Raw genomic sequence first — 15,064 nt, forward strand, 5'->3', positions numbered from 1 at the left:
CTGAGCGCACGGCGCACGCGCATGCGGACACGGACGCCTGTGCCCGGGCCTTAAAACCGTTTTAAAGAATCGCTGCTGGAATGCTCCGTCGCAGGCGTTGCATCGCCGCCGCGCAGGCGCGATGCGATCCTTTGCGCCCCCACACCGATACCCCGTCGCGGCCGACCGGCCGTGTCGGGCGTCGACCGTATCCGGAACACACACCCGATGAACCGTCTTGGATGGCTGCTGCCGGCCGTCATTGCCTGCGGCTGGGCCGGCGACGCCCACGCGCACGGCCGCGAAGAATGCACCAACGGCCGCACGCGCCTGCCGCCCATCGTCAACCTGCGCGTGGACAACGACCTGCTCGGCGGCCAGGACCAGGGCTACAGCAACGGCGTGCAGCTCACGCTGGTCTCGCCGAACCTGCGCGACTACACCGACGATCCCTGCATCCCGCGCCTGGCGCGCTGGGTGAACCGCCATCTCAATGCGCTGCAGCCGGAAACCTTCGAGCAGCAGAACATGATCGCCACGTTCTCGCAGGGCATCTTCACGCCCACCGATTTCACGCGCAGCGACCTCATCGAGGACGACCGCCCCTACGCCGCGGCGCTGCTGGTCGGGCTGGGCTACAACGCGCGCGAAGGCGACCGCCTGCGCACGACGCAGCTGCAGTTCGGCATCGTCGGTCCGGCCGCGCTGGGCAAGGAAGCGCAGGACGCCGTGCACCAGATCACCGGCAGCGAGAAGTTCCGCGGCTGGGACAACCAGTTGGAGAACGAGCCTGTGTTCCGCATCGTCCACGAGCGTATGCTGCGCTTCTCCTCCAGCGACGGTGCGCGCGGATGGGGTTGGGACACGATCGCGCATTACGGCGGCAGCTTCGGCAACCTCGCCACCTACGCCAACGCCGGCGCCGAGTTCCGCTTCGGCAAGAACCTGCCCGACGATTTCGGCAGCACGCCGCTGCGCCCGGCCGGCGAGAACACCGCGCCCACGCGCCAGCCGCAGAGCCAGTACACGCCCGGCGCGCACCTGTTCCTGACCATGGACACGCGCTGGGTGCTGTGGGACATCACGCTGGACGGCAACACCTTCCGCGACAGCCACAGCGTGGACAAACGCCACGCCGTGGCCAACGTGGGCTACGGCGTGGCGGTGATGCTCAACCGATGGAAGCTGGCGCTGGCGCGCTACCACGGCACGCGCGAGTTCGACGGCCAGCGCGAGACGCCGGTATTTGGCAGTTTCACGATCAGTCGGGCGTTCTAGACGACTCGCTCAACGAGACGCGTACTGAGTCCCTCTCCCCTTGCGGGAGAGGGACAGGCTCGCGAAGCGAGCCAGGGAGAGGGGTTGGGCCATTGAAGGCACGCGCTGCGCGCGCCCCCTCTTCCGCCCCTTCGGGTCACCTTCTCCCGCAAGGGAGAAGGGAAAAACTTCACGGCGAGGCCAGCTTCAACCCGATCAGCCCCGCGATGATCAACCCAACGCTGACCATGCGCAGCGCGTTCACCGGCTCGTGGAACAGCACGATGCCCAGGATCACGGTGCCGACGGCGCCAACGCCGACCCAGATCGCGTACGCGGTGCCCACCGGCAGCGACTTCATGGCGATGCCGAGCAGCCCCAGGCTGATCGCCATGGCGGCCACCGTGCCGACGGTGGGCCAGAGCCTGGTGAAACCGTCGGTGTACTTCAGGCCGATCGCCCAACCCACTTCGAACAGGCCGGCGAGAACGAGGATGATCCAGGGCATGGGAACGTCTCCAGTCGTGTGGGGCCGTCCCCGGGCGAGATGGAGAGGCGGGGCCGTCCCCGCTTCCTGAGCGTGGCGATTATTCCACACGCGCGTAAAGGCAACCTCTACAGACGCTGACCCGGCGGATTCTCGTCCACGCAGATCACGTTGCGGCCCTGCTTCTTGGCGCGGTACATCGCAGCGTCCGCGCGTTCGAGCAGGCGCGCGGGCGTGTCGTCGGTGCGGCACTCCGCGATGCCGACGCTGAAGGTGACGTGCAGGCCCGGCACGCCCACCCATTCGCCGTGCTCGCGGAACGTCTCCTGCATCCGCTCGCAGATCGAGAGGGCATCGTCCATCGTCGTGTCCGGCAGCAGCAGCGCGAACTCCTCGCCACCCAGGCGCGCGAGCAGGTCGGCGGTGCGGCTGCCGGCGGCCAGCACCCTCGCCGCTTCGCGCAGCACCGCGTCGCCGACGGCGTGCGAGTGCGTGTCGTTGATGCGCTTGAAGTGGTCCAGGTCGACCAGCGCCAGGCACAGCGGATGGCCGGCGCGCTGCGCCACGGCCATGTCGCGCTTGAGCACCTCGTCGAAGCGCCGGCGATTGGGCAGGCCGGTGAGCACGTCCTCGCGCGCCTGTCGCTCGTAGGCGACGGCCTGCTCGCGCACGCGTTCGAGCAACTCGGCGCGCTCGCGGTCCACGGCGATCAACCGTTCGGCCTGCGCCTGCAGGTCACGCGTGCGCTCGTTGACCAGCCGCGCCAGGCGCAGGTTCTTGGTGCGGTAGCGGTGCAACAGGTAGCGATAGAACACCCAGAGCGTGATCAGCAGCACCAGGGCCAGCGCGGCGCGCAGCTCATGGCGCTGCCACCACAGCGGCTCCACGGTGAAGGCCCAGCTGGCGGTCTGCGTGGTCCACGGCCCGCCCGGATGCGCCGCGGCGACCTCCAGCACGTAGTCGCCTGGCGGCAGGCCGATGAATTCGACGTTGCGCTGGCGGTCGCGTTCGATCCACCGCGGATCCAGGCCCAGCAGACGCGTGCGATACACGATGCGATCCGACGTCAGGTAGCTGAGCCCCACGTACGACACGCTGATGCGCTTGCCGCCCGGCAATGCGACGCCGGTGGTGAAAGGGATATCGCGACCGTCCAGCTGGACGCGTTCGATCACCGTCGGCGGCGGTTTGCGATCCAGGTAACGCTGCATGCGCGCCGGATCCACCGCGGCGACGCCGGCCGACGTCGCCAGCCAGAGGCTGCCGTCGCGACGCAGGATCGCCGAAGGCGCGGAACTGCCGTTGGCCTGTGCACTGGGCATGCCGTCGGTTTCGGTAAAGCGCTCGCTCGGCAACGCGATCGTGCGGCCGTCGGCAGTCGCGTCGAGCGCCTCCAACCGGATGCGCAACACGCCGCGATTGCTCGTCACCCACGCATTGCCCACGCGATCGGGCACGAGCTGGAACACGGCGTCCACCGGAAGTCCCTGCTCCAGACCGACGCGCGCGAGTGCGCCGTCGCAGTAGCGATACAGGCCGCGATCGGTGGAGATCCACACGTCCTTGCCCACCGCCTGGAAACCGAACACCGAACGCGCACCGCCCATCCCGTTCACGTCCAGGCGGCGGACGCGTCCATCGCGCATCACATGCGCGCCTTCGACCGAGCCGATCCACAGCGCGCCGTCGATACTCGCCAGCGCGGTGATCAGGCCCTGCGGCAATCCCGGCGCCGATGGCGCATGCGCGCCCTGCCCGTCCAGCGTCACCAGGCCACGCCGCGTGCCGGCCCAGACGGTTCCGTCGCGGTCCACCACGATCGCGCGGACATGGCCGCTGGGCATGCCTTCGTCCTGCGAATAACGCTGCACCGGCCGGCCGTCGCGCAGGCGGAACACGCCGTCGGCGAAGGTGCCCACCCACAGTTCGCCGGTGGAATCCTGGGCGATGCTCAGCACCGACAGGGCATCGCCGCTTTCGCCCCGCACGTCGATGGCGCGGATGCGGCCGTCGGCGCCGACGTGGTCGAGCCCGCCGCCCCCGCCGACCCAGAGCGTGCCGTCGCGGTCTTCGAGCACCGCGCGGACGTAGTCGCCGGAAATGCCGTCCTTGCGCGTGAGCGCGCTGAACAACGTTTCGCGCAGGCGGAACAGCCCGCCGTTCGCGCCGACCCAGACGCTGCCTTCAGCGTCCTCCAACAAGCTGGCGATGCGGCCGTTGGGAAGCGTGTCGCCGGCCGGCAGTCGCTCGATGCCGTACGCGCCGATGCGAAGCAACCCGTGGTTCTCGGTGCCGAGCCAGAGATCGCCGTTGCGATCGCGCAGCATCGCGGTGAAGTGGCCGACGCCTGGCACATCGCGGAAGGCCACGGCCTCGCCCTTGACGATGCGATAGATGCGTTCGTCGGCCGCGAGCCACAGCGAGCCGTCCGCCGCGCGATACGGCCAGACCAGGCCCGCCGGCAGGTTCCAGCGTGGCGGCGCGCGATGCCAGCGGCCATCGGGCTCGCGGATCGCCAGGCCATCCATCGTGCCGACCCAGATGCGGTCGTCGCCGTCGATGGCCATGCGCGGGAAACTTGCCGGCAGCGGAATCCCGGGCGGCGGCGCGACGTAGGTGAAGCGATCGTCCGGGTCGAGCCGGCCCAGCCCGTGGTTCTCGAACAGCAGCCACAGGCGCCCGTGGCTGTCCATCGCCATGTCGTGGATGAGCGCCTGCGGCCAGTCGGCGCTGCGGTCCCAGAATCGCCACTGGCCGTCGGGCTGCTGCCGGCCCAGGTTGCCGCGCGAATCGCTGAGCCACAGGCGGCCGGCGGGATCGACATAGAGTGAGCCCACGCCGTTGTCGCGCAAGCCCGGCGTGGTGCCGCGCGCGATTACGGTGAAGTCGATGCCGTTGTAGCGCGCCGCGCCTTCCCAGGTGGCGAACCACAGGTGGCCTTCGGGCGTCTGGGCGATGTCGCGCAAGGAGTTGTGCGGCAGGCCGTTGCGCGAACTCCACGCGTCGATGACGTAGTCGTGCAGCGGCGGCGGGCCGGAGACGGCCATCGCCACCGCCGGGAGCCAGCACGCGAACGCGGCAAGCCATCGCGCCCAAGCGCGATGCTTTCCCCGAATCTGCGTTGCCCCCATCCGCGATCCCGATCCGTCTTCAGACGCAGGCGTTATCGGCCCCGTGTGCCCACACTCAAGCCCTCTGGCGCACCGCTTCGAACAGCGTCACGCCGGCGGCCACGGAGACGTTCAGGCTTTCCACGCCCGCACCACCGGCGCCGGGCATGGGGATGCGCACGAGCTGATCGCAGTTCTCGCGCGTGAGGCGACGCAGGCCATCGGCCTCGCCGCCCAGGACCAGGCCGACATTGCCCTTCAGGTCCAGCGCGTACAGCGAGGTGTCCGCCTCGCCCGCCAGGCCGTACAGCCACACGCCGAGCTTCTGCAGGTCGCGCATGGTGCGCGAGAGGTTGGTCACCGGAATGACGGCGACGCTGTCGGCGGCGCCGGCGGAGGTCTTGCGCACGGTCGCGTTGACCTGCACCGACTTGTCCTTGGGAATGATCACCGCCGTCACGCCCGCCGCCGCCGCGCTGCGCAGGCAGGCGCCGAGGTTGTGCGGGTCCTGCACGCCGTCCAGGACCAGCAGCAGCGCGCGGCCTTCGGCCGCTTCGATCAGGCCTTCCAGCTCGTTCTCGTTCCAGGTCTTGGCCGCGGCATAACGCGCGACCACGCCCTGGTGGCGCAGGTTGCCCACGACACCATCGAGCGCCTGCGTGGCGACGCGGCGCACGTCGATGTCCAGACGGCGCGCGTTGGTCTCGATTTCGGTGATGCGCGGATTCTTCGCGCCGGCCTCGATCAGCACCTCGCGCACATGCTCGGCGTCGTGTTCGAGGGCCGCCGACACGGCGTTGATGCCGGCGATCCATTGTTTCTGGCTCATCGTGTTTCCAGTTGCGTTGGGCGGGTGGGCGCCAAGAAAGTGGGTATCGTCCGGCGCGCGCGGGCGCAGGTCCAGTGATTTTTGGGGCTGCGTCGGTGGAAACGGCTTGCGAATGCGTCCGAAGCTCGTGGTCCCGCGGGAACCCCTGCCCAGGCTGTCATCCCCGCGAAGGCGGGGATCCAACTGTCCGTGCCGGTCCGCTCTCCGGAAGGCGTGGAGCCTGTCGCAGCTGGATCCCCGCCGGCGCGGGGATGACAGCTGAAAAGCATGGCCTATCCGCCGGATCTCAGTACTTCTGCTTCACCCGCTTCGCCGGCTGCCCGCGCGGGGGAAGCGACTTCACGCCACGCTCCTCGACCAGGCGGAAATCGATCTTCCGCTCCTCCACGCTGGCCTTCATCACCACGATGCGGACGCGGTCGCCGAGGCGGAACTCGCGCCCGGAACGCTCGCCGGCCAGGGTCTTTCGGATCGGATCGAAGTGGTAGTAGTCGTGCGGAAGCTGGGTCACGTGCACCAGGCCGTTGACCTTGGACTCGTCCAGTTCGACGAACAGGCCGAAGCTGGTCACGCCGCTGATCACGCCCTCGAACTCGCCGCCGACGTGCTGCTCCATCCACGCGGCGCGGTAGCGCTCGTCGACCTCGCGCTCGGCCTCGTCAGCGCGGCGCTCGCGTTCGGAGCATTGCAGCGTCAGCGCGGCCATCTCGCTGGGCGAGTAGCGGTACTTCTCCGGCCGACCGCCGGTGAGCGCGTACTTGATCGCGCGGTGCACCAGCAGATCGGGATAGCGGCGGATCGGCGAGGTGAAGTGCGTGTACGCCTCCAGCGCCAGGCCGAAGTGGCCGACGTTGTCCGGCGCGTACACCGCCAGCGACTGGCTGCGCAACAGCACCGATTCGATCAGCGCCGCATCGGGACGCTCGCGGATCTTCTTCAGCAGCGCGGTGAAATCGCGCGGTTCCACGCGACCCCACGGCGGCATGCGCAGCTTGAATTCCTTGAGGAACTCCTGCAGGTCGGCGTACTTCTGCTCCGGCGGACGCTCGTGGATGCGGAACGGCGACGGCACGTGGCTGGCGAGCAGGTACTTCGCCGCCTCCACGTTCGCCGCGATCATGCATTCCTCGATCAGCTTGTGCGCGTCGTTGCGCTGGAGCATGCCGGCCTGCACGACCTCGCCCTTCGGGCCAAGCACGAAGCGCACTTCGCTGGACTCGAATTCGATCGCGCCGCGGCGCTCGCGCGCCTTCGACAGGATCTGGTAGAGCTGGTGCAGGCGCTCGACGTTGGGCAGCAGCGAATCGATCTGCGCGACAGCCTCGGCCTTGGCGTCTTCCGGCACGTCGCCGACCGCGTTCCACACCTGCGTATAGGTGAGGCGCGCGTGCGAGTTCATCACCGCCTCGAAGAACTTCGACTGGGTGACTTCGCCTTCGCGGTCGATCTGCATGTCGCAGACGAAGCACAGGCGATCCACCTTCGGATTGAGCGAGCAGATGCCGTTGGACAGCGTCTCCGGCAGCATCGGCACGACGAAGCCGGGGAAGTAGACGGACGTGGCGCGCTTCTGCGCTTCATCGTCCAGCGGCGTTCCGGGGCGGACGTAATGAGAGACGTCGGCGATGGCGACAACCAGGCGGAAGCCGTTCTTGTTCGGCTCGCAGTACACCGCGTCGTCGAAGTCCTTCGCGTCCTCGCCGTCGATGGTGACCAGCGGCAGTTTGCGCAGGTCCACGCGCTGCGCGGCGACCTCTTCCGACACGGTCAGCGGCACGTCGGAGGCTTCGTCCAGCACCGCCTGCGGGAATTCATGCGGAATCTCGTGGCCGTGGATCGCCGCCTGCACCGCGAGCGACGCGGTCAGCCGGTCGCCCAGCACCGCCAGCACGCGGCCGATCGGCGTGCGCTGCGGGCCGTGCTCGTCCGGCGACTCGATCAGTTCCACCACCACCAACTGGCCGTTCTGCGCGCCCAGGCGCTGGTCGGTCGGCACTTGCACGTTGCGCTGGATGCGGCGGTCGTCGGGCACGACGTAGCTGATGCCGGCTTCCAGGCAGAAGCGGCCGATCAGGCGGTTGAGGCGGCGTTCGAGCACGCGCAGGATCGCGCCCTCGCGGCGCCCGCGCCGGTCCACGCCGGTGACGCGCGCGAGCACTCGATCGCCGTGCATCGCCTTGCGCATTTCCATAGGCGGCAGGAACAGGTCGTCGCCGCCGGCTTCCAGGCGCAGGAAGCCGAAGCCGTCGGGATTGGCGATCACCACGCCCGGCAGCAGGTCGAGCTGCTGCGCCGGCAGGAATTCGCCGAGGCGGTTCCGCAGGATCTGGCCGTCGCGCACCATCGCGCCCAGGCGCTTGCCGAGCGCGTCGAAACGGTCGGGTTCGGTCAGGCCCAGGCGCTGCGCCAGGTCATCGGCCGACATCGGGCCGTCGGCCTGCGCGAGCAGTTGCAGGATGACTTCGCGGCTGGCGATGGGCTGCTCGTAACGGGCGGCCTCGCGCTCGGCGTGGGGGTCATGGAACGTGGAGCCGCGAGCGGGGCCGCGTCCGGCGCGCTGCGGGGCCGGCGGCGGTTCGGGCATCCAACCGGGGCGCTTGGCGGCGGGCTTGCCCTTGCCGGGCGCGCCGCCGGATGTTCCGGGGCGGGCCGCCTGTTTCGGGGCGTTCTTGCGCGATGCGGACTTGGCGCCTGATTTCCCGCGGCTCGGGGTCTTCTTGCTCATTCAGGGATGGTCGCACATCGGCATGAATACGGTGTCGCGGGGAGGTGTCGCGGATTGAACATCCGCACGCGACGTGGCCGGAGCGCAGAAACGAAAAACCCGCCGGTGGGCGGGTTATCGAACTCCGGTCGGGTGTTGCATCGACCGGCTATGGTGTGGTGCCCAGGAGAGGACTCGAACCTCCACGGTTTTACCCGCTAGTACCTGAAACTAGTGCGTCTACCAATTCCGCCACCTGGGCTTCGCAACGATTTGTGCCGTGCGAGGCCGCGTATGTTGCGTCGCGGCGGGCGGCTTGTCAACGCCTCGTCACGAAAATTTTCACATTCGCAGCCACTCGCGCCAGTCGCCGCACAGCGCCCCGCCCGCAACCCCTACTTCCGGCTTTGTCGGCTTGAAGCCGCGGCCGGTTCGGGGCTATGGTCGCCGGACATCTTTCGTCTGCGGGCGGCGCACCACCCGGTGCGGCGCCCGCGCTGTTTGGAGAGCCGTAAATGTCCGTCCCCAATCCCCCGCCGCTGCTGATGTCACGCCTGGACGTGGAGCGCATCGAATCGCTGCTCGAGACGCCCGCCGCGCAGGCCGTCGACACCTCCGCGCTGGAAGCCGAGCTGGAGCGCGCGCAGATCGTCGAGCCGGCGCAGATGCCGCCGGACGTGATCACGATGAACTCCACCGCGCGTTTCCGCGACGAAACCAGCGGCGAGGAGCATGAAATGACCCTGGTGTTCCCGCGCGACGCCGACGGCAGTGCGGAGAAGGTGTCGATCCTGGCGCCGGTCGGCAGCGCGCTGCTGGGCATGCGCGTGGGCGATGCGATCGAATGGCCGGTGCCGGGCGGTCGCACGATCCGCCTGCACGTGCTGTCGATCCGCTATCAACCCGAAGCCTCGGGCGAACTGCACCGCTGAACCGTGGCGGTGTGTCGGGCCACGGGCGCGGCACACCGCTAGAATCACTGTCTCGACGACTCTTTCCCGGTCTGCACCGCTAAATGAACGACACCGTCCGTCCGGCTTTCCACGGCTTCGAACAGATCCCGCTGCGCGAATACGCCGAGCGCGCCTACCTCGATTACTCGATGTACGTGGTGCTCGACCGCGCCCTGCCGTTCCTCGGCGACGGGCTCAAGCCGGTGCAGCGCCGCATCATTTATGCGATGAGCGAGCTGGGCCTCAACGCGGCGTCCAAGCCGAAGAAGTCCGCGCGCACCGTCGGCGACGTCATCGGTAAGTACCATCCGCACGGCGACAGCGCCTGCTACGAGGCGATGGTGCTGATGGCCCAGCCGTTCTCGTACCGCTACCCGCTGGTGGAAGGCCAGGGCAACTTCGGTTCGACCGACGATCCCAAGTCCTTCGCCGCCATGCGCTACACCGAGGCCAAGCTGACGCCGATCGCCGAAGTGCTGCTGGGCGAACTCGGCCAGGGCACGGTGGACTGGACGCCGAACTTCGACGGCACGCTGGAAGAACCCTCGTGGATGCCGGCGCGCTTGCCGCACCTGCTGCTCAACGGCACCACCGGCATCGCGGTCGGCATGGCCACCGACGTGCCGCCGCACAACCTCAACGAAGTTGTCAGCGCCTGCGTGCGCCTGCTGGACGACCCCGACGCCACCACGCGCGACCTGTGCGAGCACGTGCGCGGCCCGGACTACCCGACGGCGGCGGAGATCATCACGCCGGCCGCCGACCTTCAGCAGATGTACGAGACCGGCCTGGGCAGCGTGCGCGCCCGCGCGATCTACGTGAAGGACGGCCCGAACCTGGTCATCACCGCCCTTCCCTACCAGACCTCGCCGGGCAAGGTGATCGAACAGATCGCCACGCAGATGCGCGCCAAGAAGCTGCCGTGGCTGGAGGACATCCGCGACGAGTCCGACCATGCCAACCCGACGCGCATCGTGCTGGTGCCGCGCAGCAACCGCGTCGATGCGGAACAGCTGATGGGCCACCTGTTCGCGACGACGGATCTGGAGAAGAGCTTCCGCGTCAACTTCAACATCATCGGTCGCGACGGCCGCCCGCAGGTCAAGGGCCTGAAGGCGTTGCTGACCGAGTGGTTGGCCTTCCGCACCGACACGGTGACGCGCCGCCTGAAGCATCGCCTGGACAAGGTCGAGCGTCGCCTGCACCTGTTGGAAGGCTTGCTGGTCGCGTTCCTCAACCTGGATGAAGTGATCCGCATCATCCGCACCGAGGACGAGCCCAAGCCGGCGCTGATGAAGCGCTTCAAGCTCAGCGAGGAGCAGACCGACTACATCCTCGAAACCAAGCTGCGCCAGCTCGCGCGCCTGGAAGAGATGAAGATCCGCGGCGAAGAGGACGAACTCAAGGCCGAACGCGAGCGCATCATCGCCACCCTGGAAAGCAAGGCGAAGCTGAAGAAGCTGGTCAAGGACGAACTGCTGGCCGATGCGAAGAAGTTCGGCGACGCCCGCCGTTCGCCGCTGGTCGCGCGCGGTGCGGCGCAGGCGTTGAGCGAGACCGAGCTGGTCGCCAGCGAACCGATGACCGTCGTCATCAGCGAGAAGGGCTGGGTGCGCGCCGCCAAGGGCCACGATGTGGACGCCGGCGCGCTGAGCTATCGCGACGGCGACGAATTGCTGGCGGCGGTGAAGAGCCGCAGCACGCAGCAGGTGGCCTTCCTGGATTCGACCGGCCGCGCGTATTCCACGGTCGTGCATTCTCTGCCGTCGGCGCGCGGCAACGGCGAACCGCTCACCGGCCGATTCTCGCCGGCGCCGGGTGCGTCGTTCCAGGCGCTGGCCAGCGGCGACAACGACACCCGCTTCGTGCTCGCTTCGAGCCACGGCTACGGTTTCGTAACCCGCTTCGAAAACCTCACCGGCCGCAACAAGGCCGGCAAGGCGATGCTCTCGCTCACCCCGGGGGCGAAGGTCGTGCAGCCAGCGCCCGTGACGGACGTCGAACAGGACCGCATCGCCGTGGTCACCAACGTCGGCCACCTGCTGGCGTTCCCGGTCGGCGAGCTGCCGGAACTCGACAAGGGCAAGGGCAACAAGCTCATCGACATTCCGAAGGCGAAGCTCGGCACCGAGCGCGTGGTCGCCGTCGCCGTCGTCTCGGCGGGCGGCACGCTGGTGGTGAAGTCGGGTACGCGCACGATGTCGCTGTCGTTCAAGGACCTGGACACTTACCTCGGCGCACGCGCCACGCGTGGCGGGCTGCTGCCGCGAGGGTGGCAGAAGGTCGAAGGGTTGGCGGTGGAGTGATGATGGACGCGCCATCCGCGCGTCCACGTTCTTGAGGCCCTGTCATACCGGCGAAGGCCGGTATCCAGACCATCACGGTTTCCGCTTCCAAGCGCGCCTTCTTCTTGAGCGTTACGGGCCTGGATCCCGGCCTTCGCCGGGATGACGGGCCACAGGCGGATGCCGCCTCACCCACCCACAGGATCGCCCATGCAGCACGACTTCTGGCACCAGCGCTGGCACGACAACCAGATCGGCTTCCACCAGGACACGCCGACGCCGCTGATGCTCAAGCATTGGTCCTCGCTCGGTATCGCATCGGACACGCGCGTGTTCGTGCCGCTGGCGGGCAAGACGCTCGACATGGCGTGGTTCGCCGCGCAGGGCCATCGCGTGCTCGGCGTGGAGCTTTCGCGGATCGCGGTGGAGGCGTTCTTCGCCGAACAGGGCGTCACCGCGGAGCTGAGCGAGTCGAAGTACGGCACGCACTACTGCGCCGGAAACATCGAACTGATCTGCGGCGACGCCTTCGGCCTCGACGAAGCGATCCTGTCCGACTGCGGCGCCGTGTTCGACCGCGCGGCGCTGATCGCCCTGCCGGCCGACCTGCGCCGCCGCTACGTGCACGAGCTCTACGCGCGCCTGCCCTCGCACTGCCGCGGGCTGCTGGTGTCGCTGGAGTATCCGCAGCACGAGAAGGACGGCCCGCCCTTCAGCGTGGTCGAGGACGAAGTGCGCGAACTTTATTCGCGCGACTGGGACATCACCACGCTGGAACGCCGCGACATCCTCGCGACGCAGCAGAAATTCATCGACGAAGGCGTCACCGCACTGGACACGGTGGTGTACGCCTTGCGGCGAAAACTCACGTAGCCCGGGTAAGCGAAGCGCACCGGGGGTGCAGCCATGTCGGGCCCCGGGTGCGCTTCGCTTACCCGGGCTACAACACTGCGACGACTTACTCCTGTTCCGACGGCTTCTGCGCCAGGCGCGCCGTCAGGTAGTTCTGGACGCCCAGGCGCTTGATCAGGCCGAGTTGCTGCTCCAGCCAATGCGCGTGGTCTTCCTCGGTGTCCTGCAGCTGCACGCGCAGGATCTCGCGGCTGACGTAATCGCCATGCTGTTCGCACAGCGCCATGCCCTTCGCGAGCGCCGCGCGCACGTGGTATTCCACTTCGAGGTCGCGCTGCAGCATTTCCTCGACCGTGTGACCGGCGACGAACGCGTCCGGACGCATGTCCGGATCGCCCTCCAGGAAGAGGATGCGCCGCAGCAGCGCATCGGCATGCTCGGTCTCTTCCTGCATCTCGTGGTTGATGCGCTCGTACAGCGACAGCAATCCCATGTCCTCGTAGCGGCGCGAATGGATGAAGTACTGGTCGCGTGCGGCCAACTCGCCGCGCAGCAGGAGCTTCAGGTAATCGACGACTTCGGGATGGCCTTTCATGGGGGAACCTCCTTTCCAGGCCTGCATGTTGCCCGATCGTGGCGGGCCGCGTTCAAATCGGAATCAGTCGCAGTAGCCGCGGCGGGAAGCCTCCGCCGCGGCACTCCAGCGCCTACAGCGCTGCCTCGTGCACACCCGCCACGGCACGACCGGACGGGTCGGCCATCTTCGCGAAGGCCGCGTCCCACGCGATCGCCGCCGGCGAGGAACACGCGATCGACTTGCCGCCCGGCACCGTCTGCGCGCAGGCCACTCCCGGGAAGAACTGCTCGAAGATGTGGCGGTACAGATACGCCTCCTTCGTCGTCGGCGGATTCACCGGGAAACGGCTGGTCGCGGCGGCGAACACGCGATCACTGACCTGGGCTTCAGCGTGCGCCTTCAAGCCGTCGATCCAGCCGTAACCGACGCCGTCGCTGAACTGCTCCTTCTGTCGCCACAGGATCGAATCGGGCAGATAGCCCTCGAAGGCCTCGCGCAGGATCGCCTTCTCGATGCCGCGGCGCCCGTCGGCGCGCGGACGCACCATCTTGTGCGCGGCGTCCATGCGCATCGCCACCTCGAGGAATTCCACGTCCAGGAACGGCACGCGCGGCTCCACGCCCCACGCCATCATCGACTTGTTCGCGCGCAGGCAGTCGTAGTTGTACAGCGCGTCGAGCTTGCGCACGGTTTCCTCGTGGAACTCACGGGCGTCGGGCGCCTTGTGGAAGTACAGGTAGCCGCCGAACACCTCGTCGCTGCCCTCGCCCGACAGCACCATCTTCACGCCCATCGCCTTGATGCGTCGTGCGAGCAGGAACATCGGCGTGGAAGCGCGGATCGTGGTGACGTCGTAGGTTTCGATGTGGCGGATCACTTCAGGCAGCGCATCCAGGCCTTCTTCGAACGTGTACGTGAAGCCGTGATGCACCGTGCCGAGCGCTTTCGCCGCGACTTCGGCGGCGGCAAGATCCGGCGAGCCGTCCAGCCCGATCGCGAACGAGTGCAGACGCGGCCACCACGCTTCGGTCGTGTCGTTGTCCTCGATGCGCTTGCGCGCGAAGCGTGCGGCGACGGCCGCGACCAGCGAGGAGTCCAGCCCGCCGGACAGCAGCACGCCGTAGGGCACGTCGCTCATCAGCTGGCGATGCACGGCGCGCTCGAAGGCTTCACGCAGCTCCTGCTTCTGCACTTCGACGCCGTGGGTGGCGCCGTAATCGCGCCACGGCCGTTCGTAGTACCGCACCGGTTCGCCGCGATCGCTGTCGTAGTAATGGCCCGGCGGGAATTGCGCGACGTCCGCGCAGGTATCCGCCAGCGCTTTCATCTCCGAGGCAACGCACAGGCGTCCGTCGCGGTCGTGGCCCCAGTACAGCGGGCAAACGCCGATGGGGTCGCGGGCGATGAGGAAGCGGTGATGCGTGCGGTCCCACAGGGCGAAGGCGAAGATCCCGTTCAGCGCGTTGAGCCAGCCGGCGATGTCCTCGCGTTCGCGATACAGCGCGCTGATGACCTCGCAGTCCGAGCCGGTCTGGAACGCGTACGGCTGCGTCAACGCCTGCTTCAGTTCGCGATGGTTGTAGATCTCGCCGTTGACCGCGAGCACCAGCTCGCCGTCGGCCGAACGCAACGGCTGCGAACCGCCGGCCGGGTCGACGATGGCCAGGCGCTCGTGGACGAGGATCGCGCCCTCGTCCAGATGCACACCGCTCCAGTCCGGGCCGCGGTGGCGCTGGCGTTGCGAGAGCTCCAGCGCACGGCGGCGCAGGGCCTGCACGTCGTCGCCGGGTTGGAGGCCGAAGATGCCGAGGATCGAACACATGACGGGATTTCCTTGAGGGTGGACGGGATTGAAGGGGCCTGAAACGACGAAGCCCGCGCTTTTCGGCGCGGGCTTCGTGGGTGCTAGTGCGGTCTGTTACACGCGCTAATCACCGGCCCGCGGGAGGCTGGCGTTATTGCGGTTGTTATTGTTCAGGCCCAACGCGATGCGGCCGCGGAGCGCGGCGGCGGCGATGTAGGCGGTGGCCT

The 15,064-nt window shown here is 68.1% G+C and carries 10 protein-coding genes and 1 tRNA gene; 4 read left to right on the plus strand and 7 right to left on the minus strand.

Annotation, left to right across the window (positions count from 1 at the left end; all coding sequences use genetic code 11):
• Window positions 1-207 precede the first annotated feature (207 nt).
• On the plus strand, window positions 208-1,257 hold the full coding sequence (locus tag JI752_RS02555) for a lipid A deacylase LpxR family protein (RefSeq protein ID WP_216958729.1): 1,050 nt from the start codon (window positions 208-210) through the stop codon (window positions 1,255-1,257).
• A gap of 169 nt (window positions 1,258-1,426) precedes the next feature.
• On the opposite strand, the gene sugE is transcribed toward JI752_RS02555, so the two are convergent.
• From sugE to JI752_RS02580, 5 genes are all read right to left on the minus strand, one after another.
• Window positions 1,427-1,744, minus strand: a complete 318-nt coding sequence (gene sugE, locus JI752_RS02560; protein ID WP_216958731.1) for a quaternary ammonium compound efflux SMR transporter SugE — start codon at window positions 1,742-1,744, stop codon at window positions 1,427-1,429.
• 107 nt (window positions 1,745-1,851) lie between these two features.
• A complete protein-coding gene (locus JI752_RS02565; RefSeq protein ID WP_254200163.1) occupies window positions 1,852-4,770 on the minus strand; it encodes a ligand-binding sensor domain-containing diguanylate cyclase in 2,919 nt (972 codons plus the stop codon).
• A gap of 139 nt (window positions 4,771-4,909) precedes the next feature.
• Window positions 4,910-5,662: a 23S rRNA (guanosine(2251)-2'-O)-methyltransferase RlmB gene (rlmB, locus tag JI752_RS02570; protein ID WP_216958735.1), complete on the minus strand. Its 753-nt coding sequence runs from the start codon at window positions 5,660-5,662 to the stop codon at window positions 4,910-4,912.
• Window positions 5,663-5,948: 286 nt separating this feature from the next.
• Entirely contained in the window at window positions 5,949-8,387 is a 2,439-nt protein-coding gene (gene rnr, locus JI752_RS02575; protein WP_216958737.1) for a ribonuclease R, read from the minus strand.
• A gap of 156 nt (window positions 8,388-8,543) precedes the next feature.
• Window positions 8,544-8,628 (minus strand) — tRNA-Leu (locus JI752_RS02580).
• Window positions 8,629-8,881: 253 nt separating this feature from the next.
• On the opposite strand from JI752_RS02580, the gene rnk reads away from it, so the two are divergent.
• The 3 genes from rnk (at window position 8,882) to JI752_RS02595 (ending at window position 12,477) form a co-directional block, all read left to right on the plus strand.
• Window positions 8,882-9,298, plus strand: a complete 417-nt coding sequence (gene rnk, locus JI752_RS02585) for a nucleoside diphosphate kinase regulator (RefSeq protein WP_216958738.1) — start codon at window positions 8,882-8,884, stop codon at window positions 9,296-9,298.
• A gap of 83 nt (window positions 9,299-9,381) precedes the next feature.
• Window positions 9,382-11,625, plus strand: a complete 2,244-nt coding sequence (gene parC, locus JI752_RS02590) for a DNA topoisomerase IV subunit A (protein ID WP_216958740.1) — start codon at window positions 9,382-9,384, stop codon at window positions 11,623-11,625.
• Window positions 11,626-11,814: 189 nt separating this feature from the next.
• The gene (locus JI752_RS02595) at window positions 11,815-12,477 is read left to right on the plus strand and encodes a thiopurine S-methyltransferase (protein WP_216958744.1); all 663 of its coding nucleotides are present in this window, start codon (window positions 11,815-11,817) and stop codon (window positions 12,475-12,477) included.
• An 85-nt stretch (window positions 12,478-12,562) separates the two neighbouring features.
• Here the strand turns inward: JI752_RS02595 and bfr are convergent, their stop codons facing one another.
• Window positions 12,563-13,051 carry a bacterioferritin gene (gene bfr / locus JI752_RS02600; protein WP_216958747.1) on the minus strand — a complete coding sequence of 163 codons (489 nt, stop codon included), beginning with the start codon at window positions 13,049-13,051 and terminating at the stop codon, window positions 12,563-12,565.
• A gap of 112 nt (window positions 13,052-13,163) precedes the next feature.
• A complete protein-coding gene (asnB, locus tag JI752_RS02605) occupies window positions 13,164-14,855 on the minus strand; it encodes an asparagine synthase B (protein WP_216958750.1) in 1,692 nt (563 codons plus the stop codon).
• Window positions 14,856-15,064 lie beyond the last annotated feature (209 nt).

The organism is Lysobacter sp. MMG2 (assembly GCF_016735495.2).
Taxonomy (GTDB): Bacteria; Pseudomonadota; Gammaproteobacteria; order Xanthomonadales; family Xanthomonadaceae; genus Lysobacter_J.